General features: G+C 70.6%; 18 protein-coding genes and 2 tRNA genes. 9 read left to right on the top strand and 11 right to left on the bottom strand.

What is annotated here, in order from left to right; all coding sequences use genetic code 11:
* Positions 1-48: 48 nt before the first annotated feature.
* From ACQ4L4_RS01795 to hemC, 6 genes are all read right to left on the bottom strand, one after another.
* Positions 49-125, bottom strand: a tRNA-Arg gene (locus ACQ4L4_RS01795).
* 111 nt (positions 126-236) lie between these two features.
* A tRNA-Arg gene (locus ACQ4L4_RS01790) sits at positions 237-313 on the bottom strand.
* A gap of 94 nt (positions 314-407) precedes the next feature.
* Positions 408-1655 carry a heme biosynthesis HemY N-terminal domain-containing protein gene (locus ACQ4L4_RS01785; RefSeq protein WP_431102505.1) on the bottom strand — a complete coding sequence of 416 codons (1248 nt, stop codon included), beginning with the start codon at positions 1653-1655 and terminating at the stop codon, positions 408-410.
* Positions 1656-1665: 10 nt separating this feature from the next.
* Positions 1666-2844 carry a uroporphyrinogen-III C-methyltransferase gene (locus tag ACQ4L4_RS01780; protein WP_431102504.1) on the bottom strand — a complete coding sequence of 393 codons (1179 nt, stop codon included), beginning with the start codon at positions 2842-2844 and terminating at the stop codon, positions 1666-1668.
* Complete coding sequence (locus ACQ4L4_RS01775) at positions 2841-3695, bottom strand: uroporphyrinogen-III synthase (protein WP_431102503.1); 855 nt, start codon at positions 3693-3695, stop codon at positions 2841-2843. The genes ACQ4L4_RS01780 and ACQ4L4_RS01775 overlap by 4 nt, the downstream gene beginning before the upstream one ends.
* Positions 3695-4624: a hydroxymethylbilane synthase gene (hemC, locus tag ACQ4L4_RS01770; protein WP_431102502.1), complete on the bottom strand. Its 930-nt coding sequence runs from the start codon at positions 4622-4624 to the stop codon at positions 3695-3697. The genes ACQ4L4_RS01775 and hemC overlap by 1 nt, the downstream gene beginning before the upstream one ends.
* 444 nt (positions 4625-5068) lie before the next feature.
* On the opposite strand from hemC, the gene ppc reads away from it, so the two are divergent.
* Positions 5069-7813 (top strand): phosphoenolpyruvate carboxylase, encoded by a 2745-nt coding sequence (ppc, locus tag ACQ4L4_RS01765; RefSeq protein WP_431104845.1) that lies wholly within the window; start codon positions 5069-5071, stop codon positions 7811-7813.
* A gap of 19 nt (positions 7814-7832) precedes the next feature.
* Here ppc and ACQ4L4_RS01760 read toward each other — a convergent pair whose 3' ends face one another.
* Complete coding sequence (locus tag ACQ4L4_RS01760) at positions 7833-8660, bottom strand: LytR/AlgR family response regulator transcription factor (RefSeq protein ID WP_431102501.1); 828 nt, start codon at positions 8658-8660, stop codon at positions 7833-7835.
* A gap of 58 nt (positions 8661-8718) precedes the next feature.
* Entirely contained in the window at positions 8719-9909 is a 1191-nt protein-coding gene (locus ACQ4L4_RS01755) for a sensor histidine kinase (RefSeq protein WP_431102500.1), read from the bottom strand.
* A gap of 162 nt (positions 9910-10071) precedes the next feature.
* On the opposite strand from ACQ4L4_RS01755, the gene argH reads away from it, so the two are divergent.
* The 3 genes from argH to dinB all read left to right on the top strand — a co-directional run bounded on the left by argH (position 10072) and on the right by dinB (position 13400).
* The gene (argH, locus tag ACQ4L4_RS01750) at positions 10072-11526 is read left to right on the top strand and encodes an argininosuccinate lyase (RefSeq protein WP_431102499.1); all 1455 of its coding nucleotides are present in this window, start codon (positions 10072-10074) and stop codon (positions 11524-11526) included.
* A 2-nt stretch (positions 11527-11528) separates the two neighbouring features.
* Positions 11529-12041 (top strand): hemerythrin domain-containing protein, encoded by a 513-nt coding sequence (locus tag ACQ4L4_RS01745; protein ID WP_431102498.1) that lies wholly within the window; start codon positions 11529-11531, stop codon positions 12039-12041.
* A 111-nt stretch (positions 12042-12152) separates the two neighbouring features.
* Positions 12153-13400, top strand: a complete 1248-nt coding sequence (dinB, locus tag ACQ4L4_RS01740; protein ID WP_431102497.1) for a DNA polymerase IV — start codon at positions 12153-12155, stop codon at positions 13398-13400.
* A gap of 58 nt (positions 13401-13458) precedes the next feature.
* On the opposite strand, the gene ACQ4L4_RS01735 is transcribed toward dinB, so the two are convergent.
* Positions 13459-13989, bottom strand: a complete 531-nt coding sequence (locus ACQ4L4_RS01735) for a YbaN family protein (protein ID WP_431102496.1) — start codon at positions 13987-13989, stop codon at positions 13459-13461.
* Between the two features lie 100 nt (positions 13990-14089).
* Between ACQ4L4_RS01735 and ACQ4L4_RS01730 the strand changes: the two genes are divergently transcribed.
* Entirely contained in the window at positions 14090-15070 is a 981-nt protein-coding gene (locus ACQ4L4_RS01730) for a LysR family transcriptional regulator (RefSeq protein ID WP_431102495.1), read from the top strand.
* A 117-nt stretch (positions 15071-15187) separates the two neighbouring features.
* A complete protein-coding gene (locus ACQ4L4_RS01725) occupies positions 15188-16339 on the top strand; it encodes an alpha-hydroxy acid oxidase (protein ID WP_431102494.1) in 1152 nt (383 codons plus the stop codon).
* A gap of 233 nt (positions 16340-16572) precedes the next feature.
* On the opposite strand, the gene ACQ4L4_RS01720 is transcribed toward ACQ4L4_RS01725, so the two are convergent.
* Positions 16573-18732 carry a S46 family peptidase gene (locus ACQ4L4_RS01720; RefSeq protein ID WP_431102493.1) on the bottom strand — a complete coding sequence of 720 codons (2160 nt, stop codon included), beginning with the start codon at positions 18730-18732 and terminating at the stop codon, positions 16573-16575.
* A gap of 238 nt (positions 18733-18970) precedes the next feature.
* On the opposite strand from ACQ4L4_RS01720, the gene ACQ4L4_RS01715 reads away from it, so the two are divergent.
* The 3 genes from ACQ4L4_RS01715 (at position 18971) to ACQ4L4_RS01705 (ending at position 20994) form a co-directional block, all read left to right on the top strand.
* Entirely contained in the window at positions 18971-19234 is a 264-nt protein-coding gene (locus ACQ4L4_RS01715) for a hypothetical protein (protein ID WP_431102492.1), read from the top strand.
* A gap of 219 nt (positions 19235-19453) precedes the next feature.
* The gene (locus ACQ4L4_RS01710) at positions 19454-20146 is read left to right on the top strand and encodes a DNA adenine methylase (RefSeq protein WP_431102491.1); all 693 of its coding nucleotides are present in this window, start codon (positions 19454-19456) and stop codon (positions 20144-20146) included.
* Positions 20143-20994 carry a hypothetical protein gene (locus ACQ4L4_RS01705; protein WP_431102490.1) on the top strand — a complete coding sequence of 284 codons (852 nt, stop codon included), beginning with the start codon at positions 20143-20145 and terminating at the stop codon, positions 20992-20994. The genes ACQ4L4_RS01710 and ACQ4L4_RS01705 overlap by 4 nt, the downstream gene beginning before the upstream one ends.
* Before the next feature lie 54 nt (positions 20995-21048).
* Here ACQ4L4_RS01705 and ACQ4L4_RS01700 read toward each other — a convergent pair whose 3' ends face one another.
* Entirely contained in the window at positions 21049-23568 is a 2520-nt protein-coding gene (locus ACQ4L4_RS01700; RefSeq protein ID WP_431102489.1) for a DNA internalization-related competence protein ComEC/Rec2, read from the bottom strand.
* Between the last annotated feature and the right edge of the window lie 31 nt (positions 23569-23599).

Raw genomic sequence — 23599 nt, 5'->3', positions numbered from 1 at the left:
GTCGGGCAAAGAAAAACGCCAGCGTCTTGCAACGCTGGCGTTTCGATTTGGTGCGGCTGGCAGGATTCGAACCCACGACCCCTTGGTTCGTAGCCAAGTACTCTATCCAACTGAGCTACAGCCGCTCGACTTTTACTGATCAGGAACCGCCGTCGTGGAAGCGATCCCAGGTTTTTGTTGTTACTTTTTCTTCTGCTTGCCGAATCTCCGGTGACCCGGACATTCAGCAGTTTTTCTGGTGCGGCTGGCAGGATTCGAACCCACGACCCCTTGGTTCGTAGCCAAGTACTCTATCCAACTGAGCTACAGCCGCTGAAAGACTGCGACTATAGCATGCGTTTTTGAGGGTCTGCAAGTATCTCGGCGAAAAATCATTCCATCGACCGGGCTGCGGTCCATGCGAACCCTCAGCCCAAGCGCGCGGCGGCTTCGTAGCAACGCGCGCGACGTTCCGCGTCGTCGTCCTGATCCGCCATCTCGGCCAGTCGCAGCCAACTGCGGCGACGCGCGTTGACCGTCAGTTCGCGGTCCTCGGCGGCCTGCTCCAGCATCAGCCGCGCCTTGCCCCACAACTGCCGTTCCGCCAACGCGTGGCCCAGCGCGAACGCCATCATGCCGTCGCGCGGGAAGCGCTGCACGGCGCCCTCCAGCCGCTGCAGCCACTCCGGCCCCAGGCCCGGCATGCACAACACCAGCGCCTCGGCCAGCGCCTGGCGTTCGTCCGAGCCCTGCTCGGCGATCGATTCCCAGAACGGCCGCAGCCAGCCCCGACCGTCCTCCGGCGCCCCGAGACCGGCCGCGCAGTTCGCGGCCCGCGAGGCCACGAACACATCGCGCCGATCCGACGCGTCCAGTTGCTGCCAGATGCCGCGCAGTTGATCGATGTCGCGCGCGGTGTCCAGCGCCTCGCAGGCGAGCGAGCGCAGCAGCCCCTGCGCTGCCGCCTTCGAAAAGCCCTGGTGCTTGGCCAGCAGACGCGCGGTGCGCAGCGCCTCGAGCGGCTCGTGCGCGAGTCGGCTGCCCTGCAGCTTCAACCGCAGCGCCTGCGTGCGGCGCGCGACACCCGGCGTGAGTTCCCCCAGCAGCCCCAGCGCGCGCGGCGCGTCGCGATCGTCGAGCGCCCATTCGGCGGCCAGCAATCTCGCACCCTCTTCCTGCACGCGGGCACCGGCCGTCGTCGCCGCCACCTGCAGGGCCTGACGGAGGTGCTCGTCGCGGTTGCGTCTGTCCTGCAGCCGGTGCGCGCTCTGTGCCGCCACCAGGTGCGCCAGGGCCATGAAGGCGCCGTCCTGCGCCAGGTCGGGCGTCTGCGCCTGGATGGCGAGCGCGCGTTGCGCCGCCTTCTGCGCGCGGCTGTAACGCGCGCCGAAATACTCCGCCCACGCCTCGCGCAAGGCGATCTGGGCACTGCGCTCGCGCTGGGCCATGCGCCACAGGCGCGCGCGCTTGGGCAGCGTCAGCAGCGCGTCCAGCGTCTGCATCAGCGTCATCAGCGCAAAGCAGCCCGCCACCAGCAGCAGCAGGAACAGGTTGAGCGACAGGTCCATCCGCCAGCCGCGCCAGTAGAAGCTGGCGAGACCGTCGTTGTTGCCCAGCGTGAGCGCCGCCACCACGGCGGCGACGAACAGCAGCACCAGCCAGATCACCATGCGCATGGCGATCTCCTCAGCGCGCGACCGCGCTCAGCGCGGCCAGCGTGTCGTCGGGGCGCGGCACGCTCACCTGACGGGACTGGCCCTGCACCTGACGCAGCAACTCCGTCGTCTGGGTCAACTTGCGTGAGCGCGCGTCGAAGTAGCGGTCCAGCATCGCCTGCGCCTCGCGCAGGTCGACCTGCGCGGTGTCGAATTGCCGGCTCAGCAGCGCCAGTCGGGCGTTCAACAGCCGCAACTTGAGGTTCTCGCGGAGGAAGAAGGACTGCTCGGGCGCGATCAGCGCGGCCTCGGGATGGTCGATGCGCGTCACGCGCAGCAGACCGCGCGCCTCGCGCCAGACGTCGCCCGACAGCGTCGTCCAGCGATCGCCGGCCTGGTCCCAGAGGCGGGTCCACCAGCCAGGTTCACCGTCCCCGCCGGCCTGCGAAGCGCCGGCCGATGCTCCGGAGGCCGGCTTGCGCGGCGCGGCGGTCTTCACGGCGACGGGCGACGGGGTCGGGTGTTGCGCGGCCGGAGCACCCGACGCGGCGGTCGCGCCGGAGGGATCCTGGCCCGGCTGGGCGACCGCCAGCAGCGGGAGGTCGTCGACCTGGCGCACGACCTCGTCCAGCTTGATCGTCAGCGTCGACACGTCGACGACGCTGACCGCCTTGATGCGTTCCAGGTCCCGCGTCACGGCGCGGCGGACGCCTTCCAGTCGCGGTTGCTTGTAGCGGCCCAGCCGCTCGTCGGCCTGCCGCAGCGCGGCCACCAGCGGTTCGGCGCTGCCGGTGATGGTGCTCTGCTGCATCGCGACCCGCAGCGAGGCCTCGATGTCACCGACGACGTTCTCGTCGCGCGAGCGGTTCATCGACTGCATCAGCGTCTCGAGCTGCTCGCGCTGCACGGCGACCTCGGACAGACGCGCGTCCAGCAGCGCGACCTTGGCCGCGGTGTCGCGGCTGAGGTCCTGCGCCTGGCGCGCCTGGTCGCGGGCGATGTTGGCTTCGCTCTGGCTGCTGTCCTGGCGCCGGACCAGCTCCTGTTCGACCTGCTTGAGCCGCTGCTGGCTCTGCCAGGCCAGACCGAGGGCCAGCAGGGCCACCAGGCCGACGCCGGCCACGACGGCCTGGGTCAAGGTGGCGCCGGATTGCCGGGCGGGCTTGTGGGTCGACGAAACGTCGGCTGCGGGGGTGGTGGTCTCGCTCACGTCGGCGATTCTAGGGTGGACCCTGACAGCATCCGGAACCCGGCCGCGACGGCCTCCGCTTCCGGTCGCACCAAAACCACATGCCCCACCCCGAGGGCTTGTGCGCGAGCCGCGATGCGTTCGTGGGTCGCCAGCGCCCGGACGTGCCCCCAACCGGGGAGAGACGGGTCGCCACGCCCGCCCTCGACGCTGTCCACCCGCGTCCCCTTTTCGAGGGCCTCCAGGTGGCCGATCGCCTCCGAACTGCTGAAGAGCCAGACATGACGCTCCGGCGCGGCCAACGCCGCGCGTAGCAGCGCGGCGGTCTCCTCCGAGAGCCGGGGGCAGGTCCGGCGGTAGACGCTGACCGCCTCCACCTCCGCGCCGGCGTCGCGCAGCCGGTCACCCAGCCATTCCCGCCCGCCATCGCCGCGCACCAGCAGCGCACGGCGGCCGGACCAGTCCGAGCCCGCGACGCGGACCAGCTCCGGCCAGAGGTGCTCCGAGTCGAGGCTGTCGGACGCCGCCGGCGGCTGGACAAGGCGCGCCTGCGGCACGCCGCGCTCGGCCAGTGCCCGCGCGCTGCCGGGGCCGACGGTCGCCGCCCAGGTCCGTTCGGGCCAGGCGGCTCCGGCGGGACGATGGTCGAAGAAGTGCTCGACCGCGTTGGGACTGACGAACATCGCCAGCGCCATGGCCGGCAGGATCGACCAGGCAGCCGCGATGGGCGCCGGATCGTCGGCCGGTTCGATCTCGATCAGGGGCAGCGCGTCGGTCGGCACCCCCAAGGCGGCCATGCGTCTCGCCCAGTCGTCGGCCTGGGCCCGCGGACGGGTCAGGATCAAACGGACCGGGGCGACGGCGCCCGGCATCAGACGTCCTTCAGGTACGCGGCAGCCCCGAGCTCGCGCAGCGCCGAGGCGGCGGCGATGCCCAGGGCCTCGGCGGCCTCCAGGTCCGCCACCGCCGCCTGCGCGCCGGATCGCAGCAGCGCCCGCTCCGGCTCGATCGGATGTCCCAGGGCGACGGAGAGCGTCAACTGGTCATCGGCCGTCCAGACCGCGTGCGCGGCCAGCGGCATCGAGCAACTGCCGCCGAGTTCGCGCGAGACCGCGCGCTCCGCCGCGGCGGCCAGCCACGTCGGCCGGTGCGCCAGCGCCTCCAGATGCGCGCTCAAAGGCGCTTGACCCGCACGGATCTCGATGCCCAGCGCGCCCTGCCCCGCGCACGGGATCATCTCGTCGATGTCGAAGTACTGGCGGATGCGACCGTCCAGGTTCAGGCGCTTCAGGCCGGCGGCGGCGAGCACGATCGCGTCGTACTGGCCCTCGTCGAGCTTGCGCAGCCGCGTGTCGAGGTTGCCGCGCAGCGGCTCGATGCGCAGGTCCGGGCGCAGGTTCTTCAGCTGCGTCACGCGGCGCAGGCTGGACGTGCCCACGCACGCGCCTTGCGGCAGCGCCGCCAGGTTCGCGTAGGTCGACGACACGAGCGCGTCGCGCGGGTCCTCGCGTTCCAGCACCGCCGCGAGCACGAAGCCCGGCGGCAGCTCCATCGGCACGTCCTTCAACGAGTGCACCGCCAGCTGCGCGCGGCCGTCCTCGAGCGCGGTCTCCAGCTCCTTCACGAACAGGCCCTTGCCGCCGACCTTGGACAAGGTCCGGTCCAGGATCTGGTCACCGCGCGTCGTCATCCCGAGCAGCGTCACGTCCAGGCCGCGTGCGCGCAGCAGCGCCTGCACATGTTCCGCCTGCCAGAGCGCCAGCCGGCTCTCGCGCGTGGCGATCACGAATTCTTGGTTCATGGGCCGGCATGCTAGCCGAGCGGATGCGCCTGTCGTCCCTCCATGGAGGGAAGCTCGTTTGCCGCGAAGCGTCGCTTGCGCGATCCCGGAGCAAATCGCGGCGCGCGCGCCACGCCAGGCCACCCCAACGGGCGAGCCGCGCACGAAGAAACTGCTAAAGTCAACCGAAGGTAACTTCGTTACATCACCCCTCCCCCCGGTCCCTGACGAACCTCTGACGCCGCCATGCCCGCCAGTACCACCCCCGCCTCCTCGAAGTCCCGCGCCAAGGCCCCTGCCAAGCCGGCGGCAACACCTGCCCCCAAGTCGGTGCCCAAGTCGGCGTCCAAGTCGGCGCTGAAGTCGACGAGCAAGGCGGTCGCCAAGCCCGTCGCGAAGCCCACCCTCAAGGGGACGACCGGCACCCGTTCGATCAGGACGATCAAGGACAAGAACCAGCCGCTGATGGACGACATCCGCCTGCTGGGCCGCATCCTGGGCGAGGTGATCCGCGAGCAGGAAGGCCGCGAGGCCTACGAACTGGTGGAGCGCGTGCGTCAGCTGTCGGTGGCCTTCCGCCTGAAGCGGGACACCCAGGCCGGCAAGCAGATGGACAAGCTGCTCAAGGGCCTGTCGGGCGAGCAGACGGTGAGCGTGATCCGCGCGTTCAGCTATTTCTCGCACCTGGCCAACATCGCCGAGGACCGCCACCACGTGCGCCGCCGCGAGGTGCACGAGCGCGAGGGCTCGCTGCAGCCGGGATCGCTGGGCTATGCGCTGGAGCGGCTGTTCGACGCCGGCGTGCGGCCGGCGGAGGTCGCGAAGACGCTGGCGCACGGCTTCGTGTCGCCGGTGCTGACGGCCCACCCGACCGAGGTGCAGCGCAAGAGCATCCTGGACGCCGAACGCGCCGTCGCCGAACTGGTCGGCGCGCGCGACCGCCTGCACACCGAGCGCGAACTGGCCGCGAACGAACTCCTGATCCGCGCCCGCGTCACGCAGCTGTGGCAGACGCGGATGCTGCGCTACTCGAAGCTGACCGTCGCCGACGAGATCGAGAACGCGCTGAGCTACTACCACGCGACCTTCCTGCGCGAGATCCCCAAGCTCTACACCGAGCTGGAGGAGGCGCTGCCCGGCGAGGACGTGCCGCCCTTCCTGCGCATGGGCCAATGGATCGGCGGCGACCGCGACGGCAATCCCAACGTCACCGCCGACACGATGCGCCTCGCGCTGCGCCGCCAGAGCGAGCTGGCGCTGCGCCACTACCTGACCGAGATGCACGAGCTGGGCGCGGAGCTGTCGATCTCGCTGCGCCTGGCGGGCGTCACGCCGGCGATGCAGGCCCTGGCCGAGCGCAGCCCCGACCAGAACGAGCATCGGATGGACGAACCCTACCGGCGCGCGCTGACCGGCATGTACGCGCGGCTGGCGGCGACGCTCGAGTCGCTGACCGGCACCGAGGCGCTGCGCCACGCGGTCGCGCCGCAGGACCCGTACCTGTCGCCGGAGGAACTGCTCGCGGACCTGCGGATCATCAAGGAATCGCTCGAGCACCACCATGCGCACGCGCTGATCGCGCCGCGGCTCAAGCCGCTGATCCGCGCGGTGCAGGTCTTCGGCTTCCACCTGGCGACGCTGGACCTGCGCCAGAGCAGCGACCAGCACGAGCTCACCATCGTCGAGCTGCTGAAGACGGCGCGCGTCTGCGAGGACTACTCGGCACTCGGCGAGCAGGAGCGCCGCGCGCTGCTGATCGACCTGCTGAACCAGACGCGCCCGCTGCGGGTGCTGGGCGTCGACTACAGCGAGCGCACGCTGGGCGAGCTGGCGATCTTCGAGACCGCGCGCGAGTCGCTGAAGCGCTTCGGCCGCGAGGCGCTGCGCCACTACATCATTTCGCACACCGAGGACGTCAGCGACCTGCTGGAGGTCCAGCTGCTGCTCAAGGAAGTCGGCCTGCTGCGCGGCACGCTCGACGGCGACGCGGTCAGCGACCTGATCGTGGTGCCGCTGTTCGAGACCATCGCCGACCTGCGCAACGCGCCCGGCATCATGCGCGGCTTCTACGAGCTGCCCGGCATGGCCGCGCTGGTGCGGCGCTCCGGCGGCGAGCAGGACATCATGCTGGGCTACTCCGACTCCAACAAGGACGGCGGCGTGTTCACCAGCAGCTGGGAGCTGTACCGCGCCGAGATCGCGCTGGTGAAGCTCTTCGACGAACTGCGCCAGCAGGGACCGCTGACGCTGCGGCTGTTCCACGGCCGCGGCGGCACGGTGGGCCGCGGCGGCGGCCCGAGCTACCAGGCCATCCTCGCGCAGCCGCCCGGGACGGTGAACGGGCAGATCCGGCTCACCGAGCAGGGCGAGGTCATCAACTCCAAGTACGCCAACCCGGAGATCGGCCGGCGCAACCTGGAGACGCTGGTCGCCGCGACGCTCGAGGCCACGCTGCTGCATCCCACCAAGCAGGCGCCGCAGGCCTTCATGACCGCGGCGCAGGCGCTGTCGGACGCGAGCTTCGCGGCCTACCGCGGGCTGGTCTACGACACGCCGGGCTTCGCCGACTTCTTCTTCGCCACGACGCCGATCCGCGAGATCGCCGAGCTCAACATCGGCTCGCGTCCCGCCTCGCGCAAGGCGACGCGCGCGATCGAGGACCTGCGCGCGATCCCGTGGGGCTTCAGCTGGGGACAGTCGCGCATCACGCTGCCGGGCTGGTGCGGCTTCGGCTCGGGCATCCAGGACTTCCTCGGCAAGGACAAGGCGGGCCGCGACGAGAAGCTGGCCCTGCTCAAGCGCATGCACAAGCAATGGCCGTTCTTCAAGACGCTGCTGTCCAACCTGGACATGGTGCTCGCGAAGGCGGACCTGGACATCGCGCGCCGCTACCTGGAGCTCGTCGAGGACAAGCGCCTGGCCAAGCGGATCTTCGGCGCGATCGAGACCGAGTTCGCGCGCACCGAGGAAGCCATCGCGCTGATCACCGGCGAGAGCGGCCGCCTAGCGGCCAATCCGGCGCTGGCCCGCTCGATCGAACACCGGTTCCCCTACATCGATCCGCTGAACCACCTGCAGGTCGAGCTGATGCGGCGCTACCGCGCGATCCCGGCGGAGAAACGCGCGGAGGATCCGCGGCTGGAACGCGTCCAGCGCGGGATCCACCTGTCCATCAACGGCATCGCGGCGGGCTTGCGCAACACCGGCTGAGTCCGCGCGGGCCGGTGCGTCAGCGCTGGCCTGCCAGCGCCTCCCGCACGGCGGCGACCTGACGCCGCGAGACGGCGAGCCACTCGTTGACATGAGCGATCCGGACGGCCCATCCGAGTTCGCCGCCGTTGTCGCCGTCGCCGTCGGCGGGCCCGTCGGTCGGCACGTGGCGCTCGAGCTCGCGCACCGCCGACCGCGCGACCAGCGCGTTGCGATGCACGCGCAGGAAGCGGTCGCCCAGGCGCTGCTCCAGATCGCTGAGCGAGCCGTCCATGACATGGCTCTGCGTCGCGGTGCGCAGCGTGAGGTACTTGAGCTCGGCCTTGAAATAGAGCACTTCCGCCAGCGGCACGCGCAGCAGCCGTCCGCGCTCGGTGATGTTGATGACGGGCGCCTCCGTGCCCGGCGACGATTCCTGGCCGTTGACGTCGCGCTCCTCGCGCGCCTTGGCCGCGGCCCGTTCGTCCATGCGCTGCACGGCTCTCGACAGGCTGGCCTGCAGCCGCTCGCGCCGCACCGGCTTGGTCAGGTAGTCCAGGGCCTCCAGCTCGAAGGCCAGCAGCGCGTGCTGCGCATGCGCGGTGACGAACACGATGGCCGGCGCGAAGGGCCGGCCGCGCAGCGCCTGCGCCAGTCCCAGCCCGTCCAGGCCCGGCATCTGCACGTCCAGCAGGATCAGGTCGCAGGCATGGTCCTTGAGCCACGCCAGCGCCTGGTCGCCGCTGCCGGCCTCGGCGACGACCTCGGCGCGCGGTTCCTCGTTGGCCTCGACGAGGCCGCGCAATCGCAGCCGCGCCAGCGGCTCGTCGTCGACGATCAAGACCCTCAGCGGCGGATGCGTCAGCATGTCCTTCCCTCCCGTCCCATTGCTTTCATAACCCCCGTGATCGTCGCGATGGGCCGTCTCAGCGCGGCATCACGATGCGCACCACGAATCGTCCCTCGCCGGGACCGGCCTCCAGGCGCGCCGCCACGTCGTGCATCAGCCTCAAGCGCTGCCGCACATTGCGCAGCGCCAGTCCGTGCCCCTTGCCGCGCGACGGCAGGCCGACGGTGTTGACGACGCGGATCTCGATCTCGCTGCCGCGCGCGCGCGTCACGATGTCGACATCGCCGCCGCCGTCGTTGGGCTCGACGCCATGGCGCACGGCGTTCTCCACCAGCGGCTGCAGCAGCAGCGGCGGCACGCGCGCTTCCGCGGCATGCGGATCCAGCTGCCAATGCACGCGCAGCCGGTCGCCGAAGCGCAACTGCTCGATCGCCAGGTAACGTCGCGCCAGTTCGACCTCCTGGTCCAGGCGCACCCCTTCGGCGGTCGGTCCCGCGTCCGCGAGCGCCACCCGGAACAGCTCGGCCAGATCCTCCAGCACCTCCTCGGCGCGGTTCGGATCGACGCGCACCAGCGCGATCGCGGTGTTCAGCGTGTTGAAGAGGAAGTGCGGCCGGATGCGCGATTGCAGCTCCACCAGCCGCGCCAGCGCGTCGGCCGGCGCCTGCGCGCGCTCGCGCAGCTTGAGCCAGCCGAGCAGCACCCCCGCCGCCATCGCCCCCGCCAGCACCGCCGCGGTGCGCTGCAAGCTGCCCAGCATGCCGATGTCCACGGCCTCCAACAGGAGCGCGCCGCCGTGCGCGCAGATCGCGCCGAGCCCGATCGGCAGCGTCCATTGCGCCCACTCGGGCAAGCGCGCCAGCACGCGCTTGGCCGCGCACACGATCAGCAGCCAGGCCAGCACGCCGCTCAGCGCCGCGACGGAGGCGCCGCCCATCGACCAGGTCCATTGCGCCACGGTCTCCGAGGTCATCGCCAGCCCCAGCGACAGCACCAGCTGCACGCCCAGCACCGCGCGCAGCACCAGGCCGACATGGCAGACGTCGAAGCGCCGCTGCGCGTCGATCAGGCGCGGCGGTTCGGCCGCCCGCGCGTCCAGGCGGGTTTCTTCCCAGGCGGGCTGCATCGGCATCGGCCGGCTGTCCAGCGGTTGCGTGCTCATGGGTTGGGTGGACGGCGCCAGCGCGTCCATCGCCTCCGGCGACGGCTGGGTCGACCGCCACGGGTCCTTCCCCGGCGAGCTCCCGTTCCTTGCCTTCGTGGCCATCGGATCCTCCCGTCCCCGCACTGTCCTGCCCCCTGACTGCAGCCCCTCGGGCGCCACGGCGGCGCCCCTTTAGAATCGGCGGCTCATTCTCACCCAGGCGTCCGGCCGCTTCCCATGCGGATACGCCCGGGGCGCCGCGAAGTCGTAACGCCTTGCAAGCCGATGTCCTCCTCCCCCACTGACTCCTCGTCCACCCCGCCGGTCGCCGACAACCAGCTCGCCAACAAGACGCAGGCCTGGTCCGCCCTGTTCTCCGAGCCCGTGAGCGAGCTGGTCAAGCGCTACACCGCCAGCGTCGACTTCGACAAGCGCCTGTGGGCCGCCGACATCCAGGGCTCGCTGGCCCACGCGGACATGCTGGCCGCGCAAGGGATCATCGGCGCCGAGGACCTGGCCGCGATCCAGAAGGGCATGGCGCAGATCCGCGAGGAGATCGCCTCCGGCCGCTTCGAATGGAAGCTGGACCTGGAAGACGTCCACCTGAACATCGAGGCCCGCCTGACCGAGCTGGTCGGACTGGCCGGCAAGCGCCTGCACACCGGCCGCAGCCGCAACGACCAGGTCGCCACCGACGTGCGCCTGTGGCTGCGCGGCGAGATGGACACGCTGGTCGGCCTGCTCACCGAGCTGCAGCGCGTGCTGGTCGACCAGGCCGAGCGCCACGCCGACGTGATCCTGCCGGGCTTCACCCATCTGCAGGTCGCGCAGCCGGTGGCCTTCGGTCATCACATGCTGGCCTACGTCGAGATGTTCGCCCGCGACGTCGAGCGGCTGCTCGATGCCCGCAAGCGCGTGAACCGCCTGCCGCTGGGCGCCGCCGCGCTGGCCGGCACGAGCTACCCGCTGGACCGCGAGCGCGTCGCGCGCACGCTGGGCATGGAAGGCGTCGCGCAGAACAGCCTGGACGCCGTCAGCGACCGCGATTTCGCGATCGAGTTCAGCGCCGCGGCCGCGCTGATCATGGTGCACATCTCGCGCCTGTCGGAGGAACTGATCCTCTGGATGAGCCAGGCCTTCGGCTTCATCGCGCTGCCGGACCGCTTCTGCACCGGGTCGAGCATCATGCCGCAGAAGAAGAACCCGGACGTGCCCGAGCTGGCGCGCGGCAAGAGCGGCCGCGTGGTGGGCCACCTGATGGGCCTGATCACGCTGATGAAGGGCCAGCCGCTGGCCTACAACAAGGACAACCAGGAAGACAAGGAGCCGCTGTTCGACACCGTCGACACGCTGAGCGACACGCTGCGCATCTTCGCGGAGATGATGGCCGGCCTGACGGTCAAGGCCGACGCCATGGAGCGCGCCGCGCTCAAGGGCTACGCGACGGCGACCGACCTGGCGGACTACCTGGTCAAGCAGGGCCTGGCCTTCCGCGACGCGCATGAGATCGTCGCGCACGCGGTGAAGACGGCGCAGGCGCAGGGCATCGACCTGTCGGCGCTGCCGCTGGAGTCGCTCCGGCAATTCGATCCCCGCATCGGCGAGGACGTCTACGAGGTGCTGTCGCTGCAGGGCTCGCTGAACGCGCGCAACATCCTCGGCGGCACGGCGCCGGCGCAGGTGCGCGCGCAGGTGGCGCGCCACCGCGCGCGCCTGGCGACCAACGATGTGAAGGCTTGAGCATGAGCGCGCTGGCCTGGACCGACGAGCTCGTGCTGAATCAGCCGGAGCTCGACCACACGCACGAGGAATTCGTCGCGCTGCTGAACCGCTACGCCGACACGCTCGATCGTGGCGAGGACGCGCTGCCGGCGTTCAAGGAACTGCTGGCCCACACGGAAGAGCACTTCGCGATGGAGGAACGCTGGATGGCGGCGACCGGCTTCGAGCCGGAGAACTGCCACAGCAGCCAGCACGCGATGGTGCTGAACGTGATGCGCGAGGTCGTGCGCTACGCCGAGGAACTGGGCGACCGCGAGCCGCTGGCGATCGTGCGCACCGAGCTGTCGCAGTGGTTCCCCGGTCACGCCGAGATGATGGACGCGGCGCTGGTCTACACGATGGAACAGCGCGACTTCGATCCGAAGACCGGCGAATGCCGCGACCCGATCCGGGCCGCGGGAAGTGCCGAGGCCAAGGCCGCAGACACCGTGTCGGCCGTGGCGGCCTGCGGGTCGACGAGCTGCGGACATTGACGCCTGCGTCATCGGCCATCGTCGTGTGATCGACGAGGCCCTGGGCGGGTGCCGGACAGGCGCCCGCCCTGCTGACAGCGAGTGTCAGCCGACACGCTCACAATCCCTCGCATGGCCGAGCCGACGCCAGCGTTGCCCGATCGCCTGATCGCCCATCTGGACATGGACGCGTTCTACGCGTCCGTGGAGCTGCTGCGTTATCCGGAGCTCAAGGGCCAGCCGGTGGTGGTCGGCGGGCGGCGCGCCCACACGCCGCAGGAGCGTCCCGACGGCACGCGCGAATTCTTCAAGCTGGCCGACTACACCGGGCGCGGCGTCGTGACCACGTCGACCTACGCGGCGCGTGACCTGGGCGTGTTCTCCGCGATGGGGCTGATGAAGGCGGCGTTGCGCGCGCCGCAGGCGATCCTGCTGCCGGCGGACTTCGATTCGTACCGGCACTTCTCGCGGCTGTTCAAGGCGGCGGTGCGCGAGATCGCGCCGGTGATCGAGGACCGCGGCATCGACGAGATCTACATCGACCTCACCGACGTGCCCGGCGCGCGCGACGCGGTCGGGCACGACCCGCTGGGCGGCGTGCGGGCGATCGCGCGGGAGATCAAGAATTCGGTGCAGCGCGCGACCGGGCTGACCTGCTCGATCGGGGTGACGCCGAACAAGCTGCTGTCGAAGATCGCATCGGAGCTCGACAAACCTGACGGCCTGACGCTGATCATGATGGAGGACCTGCCGACGAAGATCTGGCCGCTGCCGGTCCGGCGCATCAACGGCATCGGGCCGAAGGCCGGCGCGAAGCTGGAGAGCCTGGAGATCCACACGATCGGCGAGCTCGCGGCTGCGGCGCCGGAGCTGCTGCTGCAACATTTCGGCGCGGGCTACAGCGCTTGGCTGCACCAGGCGGCGTGGGGCCTCGACGAGCGGCCGGTGGTGACTTACAGCGAGCCGGTGTCCATCAGCCGCGAAACGACCTTCGAGCGCGACCTGCATGCCAAGCGCGACCGGCCGGAGCTGTCGCGGATCTTCACCGCGCTGTGCGAGCAGCTGGCATCGGACCTGCAGCGCAAGGGCTACCTGGGGCGCACGATCGGCATCAAGCTGCGCTTCGAAGGCTTCCGCACGGTGACGCGCGACCTGACCCTCGCCGCGCCGGTGCAGGACGCGGCCTCGATCCGGCACGCGGCGGGGCTGTGCCTCAAGCGAGTGGACCTGAGCCAGCGGCTGCGGCTGCTGGGCGTGCGGGTCGGCAAGCTCAGCCGGCCGGGCGATGTCGAACCGAAGACGCGGGGGCGAGCGGCGCCCGCACCGAAGGACGACTCGCCCGCGAGACCGAAGCCGGAGAACCTGACGCTGTTCAGTTGAGGCGCGAACTCATCGAGGCAACGCTTCAAGAGGCGCACAGGAGCGGTTCCGCATGGCGTCAAGCGGTGGGGAGCCTCCACAGCCAGAGCCCCACCGCCAGGCAGCAAACCGCCGGCAGCCACGGCACCACCGGCATCACCAACGCCGAGATGATCGAGCTGATGGTCATCATGACCCACGCGGCCTGCTTGGCCCGGAGCGGCACGGCGCGCGTGGCGCGCCACTGGACGATCATGGGTCCGAAACGGGGATGGTCGACCAGCCACGCCTCGCAGCGCGCAGACCCGCGCGCGAAGCAGAATGCCGCCAGCAGCACGAACGGGGTCGTGGGCAACAGCGGCAGGAAGATGCCGATCACACCGAGCACCAGGCTCAGCGCGCCGCCCACCATCCACGGCAGACGGCGCCACAGGGAAGCCTGCTCCAGCACGCGCACGGTGGCGTCGTCGGCAGCGGCGTCATCTGCGGCGTCATGCGCGACCTCATGCACGACCTCATGCACGACCTCACGCGCGACCTCACGCGCGACCACCTCGCGGGCCGCTGCATCAAGCACCCGGGCGGGGCTTCTCTCGGGAACTTCGGACATCGCGCCACTGTAGCCGCGCTGTGCGGCGTCGCGGGCGCCCGATATACGTCGCCCTTGAAGGCCGAGGGCCCGGACCGCTCCGGACGCTACAGTCGCGCCCATGAGCGATTCCTCGCGCCTCGCCCCTGACGAGCCCCTGGCCGACAGCTTGCGCCTGCCCTCGATCGACGGCCTGCTGGCCTTCGAGGCCGTCGCGCGGCTCGGCAGCCTGGAGCGCGCCGCCGAGGGACTGCACGTCAGCGCGAGCGCCGTCGGCAAGCGCATCGCGACGCTGGAGGAACGCCTCGGCCAGCCGTTGCTGACGCGCAACCCGCTGCGCCTGACCGCCGCGGGCAAGGAGTACCTCGCCCAGGTCCGGACCGCGCTGTCGCTGCTGGCCGCCGTGCCGCTGCACCGGCGCGAGCAGCAGCGTGTCGTCCGGCTCAGCATCTCCAGCCCCCCGACCTTCGCGCGCCAGGTGCTGGTCCCCGCCCTGCCCGGCTTCGAGGCCGAGCATCCGGACATCGAGCTCGAACTGCTGTTGTCCACCCCGTTTCTGGACCAGCCCGCGCCTTCCGCCGAGGTCGAGATCTTCGCCGGCACCGTCCCGGCGGGCGGCGATGTCCTGCTGGTCGACGTCATCACGCCGATGGCCGCGCCCTCGCTGCTCGCGCGTCTGCCCGCCATCCACGCGCCGGCCGACCTGGCCTCGGCCCCGCTGCTGCGCACGCCGCTGCAGCCCTGGCAACCGTGGCTGCGCGCCGCCGGCCTCGACTGGCCCGAGCCCGCGCAGGGCACGCGCTTCGTCGACCTGGGCCTCACGCTGGAAGCCGCCGCCTGCGGCCAGGGCATCGTGCTCGGCCGGCCGAGCCTGGCCGCGACCTACCTGCGCAGCGGCGCGCTCAAGCGCCTGTTCGATCTCGCCGTCCCGGCGGCGATGCCGTATGGCCTGGTGAGGCACGCGGACGGCGACGCGGCGCGTTCCTTCGCACGCTGGCTCGTCCAGCATTGCCGGTCGCTGAGCGCCGACGGCACCGCTGCGCAGACGGGTGGGCATCCGGGTGCTCAAGCGGGTGAGCAAGCGGGTGCCGGCGCGGCCTGATCCACTCAGCCCGGCTGCTCCGCCCCGGGAACTCCCTGAGTCCGTCGGAACGATCCTCCGACCCGGCCCGCGAAAGTTTCCGGTCATGGTCCGCGCGGCTCGCCTAGCATGCGGCGCATGAACGTCATCACCTGCATCGAAGACCTGCGCGTGCTCGCGCAGCGCCGTGTCCCGCGGATGTTCTACGACTACGCGGATTCCGGGTCCTGGACCGAGAGCACCTACCGCGCCAACGAATCGGACTTCCAGTCCATCAAGCTGCGCCAGCGCGTGGCCGTGAACATGGACAACCGCAGCACGGCGACCACCATGCTCGGCCGCCCCGTCGCGATGCCCGTCGCGATCGCGCCGACCGGCATGACCGGCATGCAGCACGCCGACGGCGAGATCCTCGGCGCGCAGGCCGCCGAGGCTTTCGGCGTGCCCTTCACGCTGTCGACGATGAGCATCTGCTCGATCGAGGACGTGGCGGCCAACACGACCGCGCCGTTCTGGTTCCAGCTCTACGTGATGAAGGACAAGGGCTTCATCCACAGCCTGATCGATCGCGCCAAGGCCGCCAAGTGCGAGGCGCTGGTGCTGACGCTGGACCTGCAGATCCTCGGCCAGCGCCACAAGGACCTGAAGAACGGCCTGTCCGCGCCGCCCAAGCTGACGCTGCCCAACCTGATCAACATGGCGACCAAGCCGCGCTGGTGCCTGGGCATGCTGGGCACGCCGCGGCGGCAGTTCGGCAACATCGTCGGCCACGTGAAGGGCGTCGGCGACATGAGCTCGCTGTCCGAATGGACCGCCAAGCAATTCGATCCGCAGCTGAGCTGGAGCGACGTGCAATGGATCCGCGACCGCTGGGGCGCCAAGCTGATCATCAAGGGCATCATCGACGAGGAGGACGCGAAGCTCGCCGCGGCCACCGGCGCCGACGCGCTGATCGTCAGCAACCACGGCGGACGCCAGCTCGACGGCGCGGAGTCCAGCATCCGCGCGCTGCCGCGCATCGTCGACGCGGTCGGCGACCGCATCGAGGTGCACCTGGACGGCGGCATCCGCTCGGGCCAGGACGTGCTCAAGGCCTGGGCCCTGGGTGCGCGCGGCACCTACATCGGGCGCGCGTTCCTGTACGGCCTCGGTGCGATGGGTCGGCCCGGCGTGACCCGGGCGCTGGAGATCATCCACCGGGAACTCGAGCTCACGATGGCCTTCTGCGGCCACCGCGAGCTGCGCAACGCGGGTCGCGACATCCTGCTGCCGGGCACCTTCCCGCAGTGACTCTCAAGCCGCGTACTGCGTCGGCAGCTGGCCCTCACCCCCGCCCTCTCCCGCAAGCGGGAGAGGGAGTCACCCCGTAGCCCCTCCTTACCCCCTCTCCCGCTTGCGGGAGAGGGTTGGGGTGAGGGCCAAGGGACGAGGCCGTCAGCCGCTTCGGAAAGTGAAACGCCCCGCGCGAGGCGGGGCGTTGATCGGAGCGACCGCGAGGATCGCTCAGCCGGAAGACCGCGCCATCACAGCGCGTTCATTTCCTTCAGCAGGCGGTCCGCCTTGTCGACGACCTTCATCTGCCACAGCATGTAGCGCGCATCCAGGCAGATGCTGCGGTTCATGTGGTCGTTGAAGTCCCAGTCGGAGATCACCGCGTCCAGCGTGCCGTCGAACAGCAGCCCGACCAGTTCGCCATTGCCGTTCAGCACCGGCGAGCCGGAGTTGCCCCCGGTCGTGTCCAGCGTCGCCAGGAAGTTCACCGGCACCGAGTCCAGCGCCTTCACGCCGTACTTGTCGAACTGGCGCGCCTTGATCGCGGCGAGCTGCTCGGCGGGCGCGTTGAACTCGCCCGTGCCGGTGTGCTTGGCCACGATGCCGCGCAGCGTCGTGAACGCGGTCCAGGTCGTGCCGTCCACGCCCGGCGTGCGGCCCTTCACCTGGCCGAAGGCCACGCGCAGCGTGCTGTTGGCGTCCGGATAGACCGGCTGGCCGCGGCTGGCCTTGAAGTCGATCTCGGCCTGCATCGTCGCGGCATAGGCCTGCTGCAGCTTGCCGGCCAGTTCCTTGTCGCGGTTCTCGCGCGCTTCCTCGTCGGCGTGCAGCGCCACGGCGGCCTTGACCAGCGTGTCGGCGCTCGCCTCGAAGGCGGCGGCATCCCGCGACAGCCAGGCGGTGCGCTCGGCCTTGTCGGTCAGCGTCGTGCCCGCGTACAGCGCATCGACGCGCGCCGTCACGGCCGCCGCATCCATGCCGGCACGCACGCCCAGCGCGTTCAGGAACGCGGCATTCAGTTGATCCGCCGGCAGGGACAGGTATTGCGTCAGGAAGTGGCTGACCACCTTCTTCTCGGTGATCTCGTCGAAGCGGCGGTCCACCGTTTCCACGGCCTGCTTGCGACGCAGCTGGTCGCGGTCCTGGTAACCGGCCTTGCGCTCCGCATCGGGCTTCTTGCGCTGCAACGACTGCTCGTACAGGTCGCTCGCGCTCTTGACCAGCGAGGGCGTCGCGTAGTTCAGCAGGAACTCCCGGCGCACGATGCCCTGGCGCTCCGCGATCAGGCGTTCCACCTCGATCAGCGACGGGCCGTAGGCGGCGCGGCGCTTGGCGTCGGCGTTCACCCAGGTATTCATCGCGTCGAAGGCCGCCTGCTTGCGCGCGAGGATGTCGCTGCCCGCATAGCTGGCCATCTGGCCCTGGTAGTTCTTGTAGTAGTTGTTGACGCCGGCGACCGTGTTGGCCAGCTTGATCTCGGCATCGCGGCGGCCCGTGGTCGCCTCCTTGATCAGGTCGAGCTGCTCGCCCATCGCCTTGACGCGATGCGGGAAGTCCCACGAGAACGCGAAGTCGACTTCGCTGGGCAGGCGATGACGGTTCGTGCGGCCCGGATAACCGGCCACGGCCACGAAGTCGTTCTCGTTCAGCGGCGTGCTCGCCAGCTTCAGGAACTGCTGCGGCTGGAAGGGCTTGTTGTCCTTGCTGAAGTCCGCCGGCTTGCCGTCCGGACCGACGTAGGCGCGGTAGAAGCTGTAGTCGCCGGTGTGGCGCGGCCACATCCAGTTGTCGGTGTCGCCGCCGAAGACGCCCACGCCTTCGGCCGGCGCGTGGACCAGGCGCACGTCGCGGATCTCGAGCTGCTTGGTCAGCTGGTACATCAGGCCGCCGTAGAACGCGCCCACCGAGCAGCGGTGGCCGGCGTCCTTCTCGCACGCGGCGACCAGCGACTTCTCGTTGGCCTCGATCGCATCGACGCGGGCCTTGCCCTGCAGCGCGGCGGTCTTCTTGTCGATCACCTTGTCGGTGACGTCGGTCAGCGCGACGGTGACCAGGATGCGGCTGCCGGGCGCGGCCGGCAGTTCATCGGCCAGCGACGCGGCCAGGAAGCCGTTCTTCAGCAGGTCCTTCTGCGGCGTCGAGTTGTACTGGATGCTGCCGAACGCGCAGTGGTGGTTGGTCACCACCAGGCCTTGGGGGGACACGAACGAGGCCGTGCAGCCGCCCAGGCTCACCACCGCGCCCATCGGATACCCCAGCGGCTGCGACAGCCGCGCCGGATCGAACTTCAGGCCCAGGGCCTTCATGTCCTTGGCCACCAGGGGCAGCTGCTGCGGCATCCACATGCCTTCATGCGCCTGGGCGCCGGCCGCGGCGTACAACGCCAGCGCGGCCCACATCAGTCGTTTCATTCGCGGGACTCCTGTCCACCTTCTGAGAAGGGGCGAACCATACACGAGGCCGCCGACCCGTCCCCCGTGCCAATCGGCACCCGGCCCCCATGCCGCATGGCGGGATAACCCGGAGTTCCACTCGGGCTCCACGAGCGTGGGATGGGGGAACCCTGACTCCAAACTTACACTTCCACCCATCCGGTTTCCCGCTCATCGAGGCGGGTCCAGGCCCCTCTCCCTCGTCCAGGAGCCCGTCATGACTCTCACGCAGCTCAGCCAGGTGAAGCGCTGGATGGTGATGCACAGTGCCCGCCACCCGGTGGAGCTGGCGGTCTGGAACATCGTGCTGACGATCTGGATGCTGGGCTTCATGGGTGTTCCGGGCGCGTTATTGATCCAGGCGTGGATCGCACTGCCGTTGTGCCTGATGGCCTGGCTGCTGCCGATGGCCTACACCGGCGGTCGACGGAGACTGCACCGATCGGGTCGCCTGCGCTGCGACTGGCTGACGGCGCTCTGACCGCCGCACGCCAAGCACGACCGCAGACCTCGGTGATTCGAAGCCGGCGGAGCCGGTGCCCCTCGGAGCGAATTCCGAGCGGCGAGGAGGAGATTGAGCGGAGAGGGGCACCGGCTCCGCCGGCTTTCGCTCGACCGACCGACCGACCTCCCGCCTCCCGCCTCCCGCCTCCCGCCTCCCGCCTTGACATCATCGTCACTTCTGACGATGATCCGGCACATGAAGTATCCAGGCGGCAAGGGAAAGACGTACCAGCACGTCATCAACCTGATGCCTCCGCACCGGATGTACATCGAGACGCATGTCGGCGGTGGCGCGGTCCTGCGCCACAAGCTGCCGGCGGCGCGATCGATCGCCATCGACGCTGACGAGCGGGTCATCGCGCACTGGCAAGACCTGGCCCTGCCCGGTGTCGAGCTGGTGCATGGCCGCGCGGAGGATTTCCTCGCACGGCATGTGTTCGAGGGGGACGAGCTGGTCTACGTGGACCCGCCCTACCACCCCGAGACGCGTCGGCAGACGCGCATCTACCGGCATGAATACGACGCCGCGGACCACGAGGCGCTCCTGGCGCAGCTCGCCTCGCTGCCGTGCCGGGTGATCGTGTCGGGCTACGCGCATCCGTCGTACGACGCCCTCCTGCGGGGGTGGCGGACGGTGGCGTTCCGCGCGAAGACCCACACCGACGTGCGGACGGAGACGCTGTGGTTCAACTTCGAACCGCCTGAGATGCTTCACGACAGCCGGCACCGCGGAGCCACCTTCCGCGAGCGCCAGACCCACAAGCGGCGTCTCGAACGCCTTCAAGAGCGTGTCCATGCCATGGATCCGGTCGAGCGCGCCGCGTTCGCCCAATGGCTCAACACCACCTATCCAGCCGCCCAGAGAGGCGGCGCTCCCCTTCTCCCATGACCCAGATCGTTGCCCTCGTCTCCCGCCACGGCTCCCTCCAAAGAGAACTTCCCGATCCCCACCACCTCCTGCTGACCGGCGTGCGCTGGGGCGCCGTCGAGGAATTCCCCACCCCCGCCTACTGGACGCAGCAGGCGCTGCGCCATCGCCTGGATCGCCAGGATGCGGCGGCGCCTACGGCGTCCGGCCGCTCGCTGGCCGAGGAGGTCGGCGCGTCGCTGCTGGGCGGTCCGGGGATCCCGGCCGCCGTGGGCCTCGCGGCGTTCGCGCGCATCCGCGAGCGCGGCGCCTTCGTGCAGCCCGGCGTCTGCGAGCTCACGCTCACCGCGTGGCTCAGCGAGCCGCTGCAGGTCGAGGGCAAGGCGCTGGGTTTCCGCTTCGCGGCGCAGAAGGCCAGGCACCTCGCGGCGGTGATGCCCGCACTGCTCTCTGCCCCGGACTTCGAGGCCGGCCAGGACGTGCGCAACTGGCTGATGGAACTGCCGGGCGTCGGACCGAAGACGGCATCGGCCATCGTGCGCGGCTGGTCCGCGTCGGAGGACGTTGCGCTGCTGGACGTGCATCTGCTGCGCGTCGGCCAGGTGATGGGCCTGTTCTCGCGCAAGCTGACGGTGGAGCGGCACTACCTCGAGGCCGAGGCGCGCCTGCTCAAGCTGTGCGCGGCGATGGACGTGCGTCCGTCGGAACTGGAGGCGGTCGTCGCGGCGGAGATGAGCCGCTCGCCGGAGACGGCGCGTTTCCTGGTCGACCACCTGAAGGCGACCGAGGTCGGCGCGAAGGTCGCGACCTCGGCGAAGGCCCGAGCCATGCGCGAGCCGGAGCAGATCGCGCTGGTGTTCACGGCGTAATGCACAGCCCCGGAGACAGCAGGTAACGCGGAACGCGCCCAGAGTGGAACGCCCTCAAGGGGGAACGCCTGGAGGAACGGCATCGGCGGAGTCGGGTTCCGGAAGGCTCGCGGCGAGGTCGGGGAGCCACGGCAAGGTCGGAGGGTCCTGGCGGACACCCGGCGGCAGGCGCAGCCAGTAGCGCCGACGCGCCGCCCGTTCGCAGTCGTCGATCGGTGGCGACCAGCGGTCGCTGCGCCAGCGCCACGCGCCGCAGTCCACGGTGTTGAGCAGCAGCGCGTCCGCGGCGAGGTAACGCGCCACGACGTCCGGCTTCGGATGGCCGAAGCGGTTCAGATACCCCGACTGAACCGCCGCCACGCGCGGCGCGACCGCCCCCACGAACGCGACCGTCGACGAGGTCCGGCTGCCGTGGTGCGGCACGACGAGGACTTCGGACCGCAGGCCGTCCCCACCCTCGTCGCGCACCAGACGCGCCTCCTGCGGCGCTTCGATATCGCCGGTCAGCAGCACGCGCCGGCCGGCGGCCTCGACGCGCAGCACGCAGGAACCGGCGTTGCGCCTGGTCTCCTTGCGCCTCTGGCCCGCTCCACCCGCCTCGCCCGGCTCGCCCGGCTCACTGTCGGCGATCGGCCACAACACCTCGAAGCGCACGCCGTCCCAGGTCCATCGCTGCCCGCGCCGGCAGCCCTCCCCGCCCGGCACGGCGCCGAGCCGCCGCTCGACCGGCATCCCCGCGAGCAGGCTCGCGGCGCCGCCCACATGGTCCTGGTCCGCGTGGCTGACCATCAGCAGGTCCAATCGCCGCTCGCCGAGTCCGTGCAACAGCGGCAGCAGCACGCGTTGTCCGGCATCGGAGCCCGGCCCCCACGACGGGCCGGCGTCGAAGACCATCGTGTGGCCCTGCGTGCGCAGGATCGTGGCGCCGCCTTGGCCGACATCGGGCAGCCAGAGGTCGAGGTGCCCCGGCGCGGGCCGCTCGATGACGGGCCAGAACATCGGCACGCACAGCGCGAGTCCGCCCAGCCGCAACCGCCATGGCCAGGGCATTGCGAGCACGGCACCGCCGACCAGTCCCAGCGCCTGCGCCCACGCCGTCGGCCACGGCAGGTGCCAGACCGCCAGCGGCAGGACGCGCAGCGCCTCCAGCATCGCGTTCATCAGCGCGACGCACCACGCGCCCAGCGTCCACAACGGCGGACACAGCACGCCGAGCATCGCCAGCGGCGTGATCACGTAGGACACCAGCGGGATGGCGAAGGCGTTCGCCACCACGCCCACGATGGACAGTTGCTGGAACAGCAGCAGCGTGAGCGGCGCGAGGCCGAGTGTCACCACCCACTGCGTGTGCCAGGCGTTGCGCAGCGCGCCGCGCCAGCCGGGATCGGCGCGATGGTCCGCCGCCATCAGCAGCGCGACGGCGACGAACGAGAGCCAGAAACCGGCCTGCGTCAGCGCCCACGGGTCGGCGGCGCAGACCCCGGCGGCGGCGGCGCACAGGCTCATCGGCCATGGCCAGCGCGCGCCGGCCTGACGCAGGAGCGCGAGGATCGCGAGCAGCCCGACCGTGCGCTGTGACGGCACGCCCCAACCGGAGAACAGCGCGTACAGCCCGGCGGCGACCACACCGATCCACATCGCCGCGCGCGGCGCGGGCAGGCACAGGCACAGCCGCGTGCTGCGCCGCCAGGCCCAGCCGGCGACCGCGCCGGCAAGCCACGCGAACATCGTCACGTGCAGCCCGCTCACGCTGAGCAGATGCGACACGCCTGCATCGCGGTACAGCCCCCAGTCGGCGGCGTTCACCGCGCCCTGATCGCCCAGGCTCAGCGCGGCGAGCACGCCGGCGCCGCGGCGGTCGCGCCGCTCGCTCAGCTGGCGGTCGATCGCGTCGCGCATCGACTGCCGCAACGCGTCGACACTGAAGCCGCTGGTCGCCAGTCGCTCCTGCCCCTTGCTGCGGCAACTGCCGGCGGCGGGCAGGTCCTGGTCGAGCATCCACAGCGCCTGGTCGAAGCCGTGAGGATTCATGAGGCCGTGCGGACGGCGCAGCTTGACGTCGAGGCGCCATCGCTCGCCGGCGCGTGGTCGGAACGGCATCTGATAGCAAGACAACAGCACGCGCGGCGGCGTACCGGCACTGACTGCGGACGGCTCGACCGCCAGGATGAAGCGCCAACCCTCCACGCCGCCGATGCCGTCGGTGCGCTGGGGAAGACTGTCGACGCGGCCGGTGAGGGTCATCACCTGGCCCTCGCGGTCGACGTCAGGCACCTCGGCCATGCGCGCGCCGGCCCGCGCCGCGGTGAGCCCGGCCCCGGCGATCGCCGCGAGCAGCGACCAGGCCAGCCAATGGGTGGTCCAGCGGCTCGGGCATCGGCGCCGATGCGCGGCGGCGGGGACAGGAGGAACGGACACGATCGAGGCGATTCCGTCGGCCAGCGCCGGACGACGACGTCGACCCGGGCGGGCGAGCGGCAACACCATCGTGAACGTCAGCATCACGGCGATCGCGGTCCAGGCCCGCCAGACGGCGGGACCGGGCAGTTCCGGGAGGACATGGACCAGCCCCATGCCCAGCAGGGCCGCGAGCGGGACGAGCGTC

Source organism: Roseateles noduli, assembly GCF_050626985.1.
GTDB classification, from domain to species: Bacteria; Pseudomonadota; Gammaproteobacteria; order Burkholderiales; family Burkholderiaceae_C; genus Roseateles; species Roseateles noduli_A.
This window is presented reverse-complemented; position numbering and strand designations above follow the sequence as displayed.

What these genes read in the sequence shown, in the direction of transcription:
- ACQ4L4_RS01785 (WP_431102505.1), bottom strand. Translation starts at nt 1,655, where the DNA reads ATGCGCATGGTGATCTGGCTGGTGCTGCTGTTCGTCGCCGCCGTGGTG.
- ACQ4L4_RS01775 (WP_431102503.1), bottom strand. Translation starts at nt 3,695, where the DNA reads ATGCCGGGCGCCGTCGCCCCGGTCCGTTTGATCCTGACCCGTCCGCGG.
- hemC (WP_431102502.1), bottom strand. Translation starts at nt 4,624, where the DNA reads ATGAACCAAGAATTCGTGATCGCCACGCGCGAGAGCCGGCTGGCGCTC.
- ppc (WP_431104845.1), top strand. Translation starts at nt 5,069, where the DNA reads ATGGACGACATCCGCCTGCTGGGCCGCATCCTGGGCGAGGTGATCCGC.
- ACQ4L4_RS01760 (WP_431102501.1), bottom strand. Translation starts at nt 8,660, where the DNA reads ATGCTGACGCATCCGCCGCTGAGGGTCTTGATCGTCGACGACGAGCCG.
- ACQ4L4_RS01755 (WP_431102500.1), bottom strand. Translation starts at nt 9,909, where the DNA reads ATGGCCACGAAGGCAAGGAACGGGAGCTCGCCGGGGAAGGACCCGTGG.
- argH (WP_431102499.1), top strand. Translation starts at nt 10,072, where the DNA reads ATGTCCTCCTCCCCCACTGACTCCTCGTCCACCCCGCCGGTCGCCGAC.
- ACQ4L4_RS01745 (WP_431102498.1), top strand. Translation starts at nt 11,529, where the DNA reads ATGAGCGCGCTGGCCTGGACCGACGAGCTCGTGCTGAATCAGCCGGAG.
- dinB (WP_431102497.1), top strand. Translation starts at nt 12,153, where the DNA reads ATGGCCGAGCCGACGCCAGCGTTGCCCGATCGCCTGATCGCCCATCTG.
- ACQ4L4_RS01735 (WP_431102496.1), bottom strand. Translation starts at nt 13,989, where the DNA reads ATGTCCGAAGTTCCCGAGAGAAGCCCCGCCCGGGTGCTTGATGCAGCG.
- ACQ4L4_RS01730 (WP_431102495.1), top strand. Translation starts at nt 14,090, where the DNA reads ATGAGCGATTCCTCGCGCCTCGCCCCTGACGAGCCCCTGGCCGACAGC.
- ACQ4L4_RS01725 (WP_431102494.1), top strand. Translation starts at nt 15,188, where the DNA reads ATGAACGTCATCACCTGCATCGAAGACCTGCGCGTGCTCGCGCAGCGC.
- ACQ4L4_RS01720 (WP_431102493.1), bottom strand. Translation starts at nt 18,732, where the DNA reads ATGAAACGACTGATGTGGGCCGCGCTGGCGTTGTACGCCGCGGCCGGC.
- ACQ4L4_RS01715 (WP_431102492.1), top strand. Translation starts at nt 18,971, where the DNA reads ATGACTCTCACGCAGCTCAGCCAGGTGAAGCGCTGGATGGTGATGCAC.
- ACQ4L4_RS01710 (WP_431102491.1), top strand. Translation starts at nt 19,454, where the DNA reads ATGAAGTATCCAGGCGGCAAGGGAAAGACGTACCAGCACGTCATCAAC.
- ACQ4L4_RS01705 (WP_431102490.1), top strand. Translation starts at nt 20,143, where the DNA reads ATGACCCAGATCGTTGCCCTCGTCTCCCGCCACGGCTCCCTCCAAAGA.
- ACQ4L4_RS01700 (WP_431102489.1), bottom strand. Translation starts at nt 23,568, where the DNA reads ATGGGGCTGGTCCATGTCCTCCCGGAACTGCCCGGTCCCGCCGTCTGG.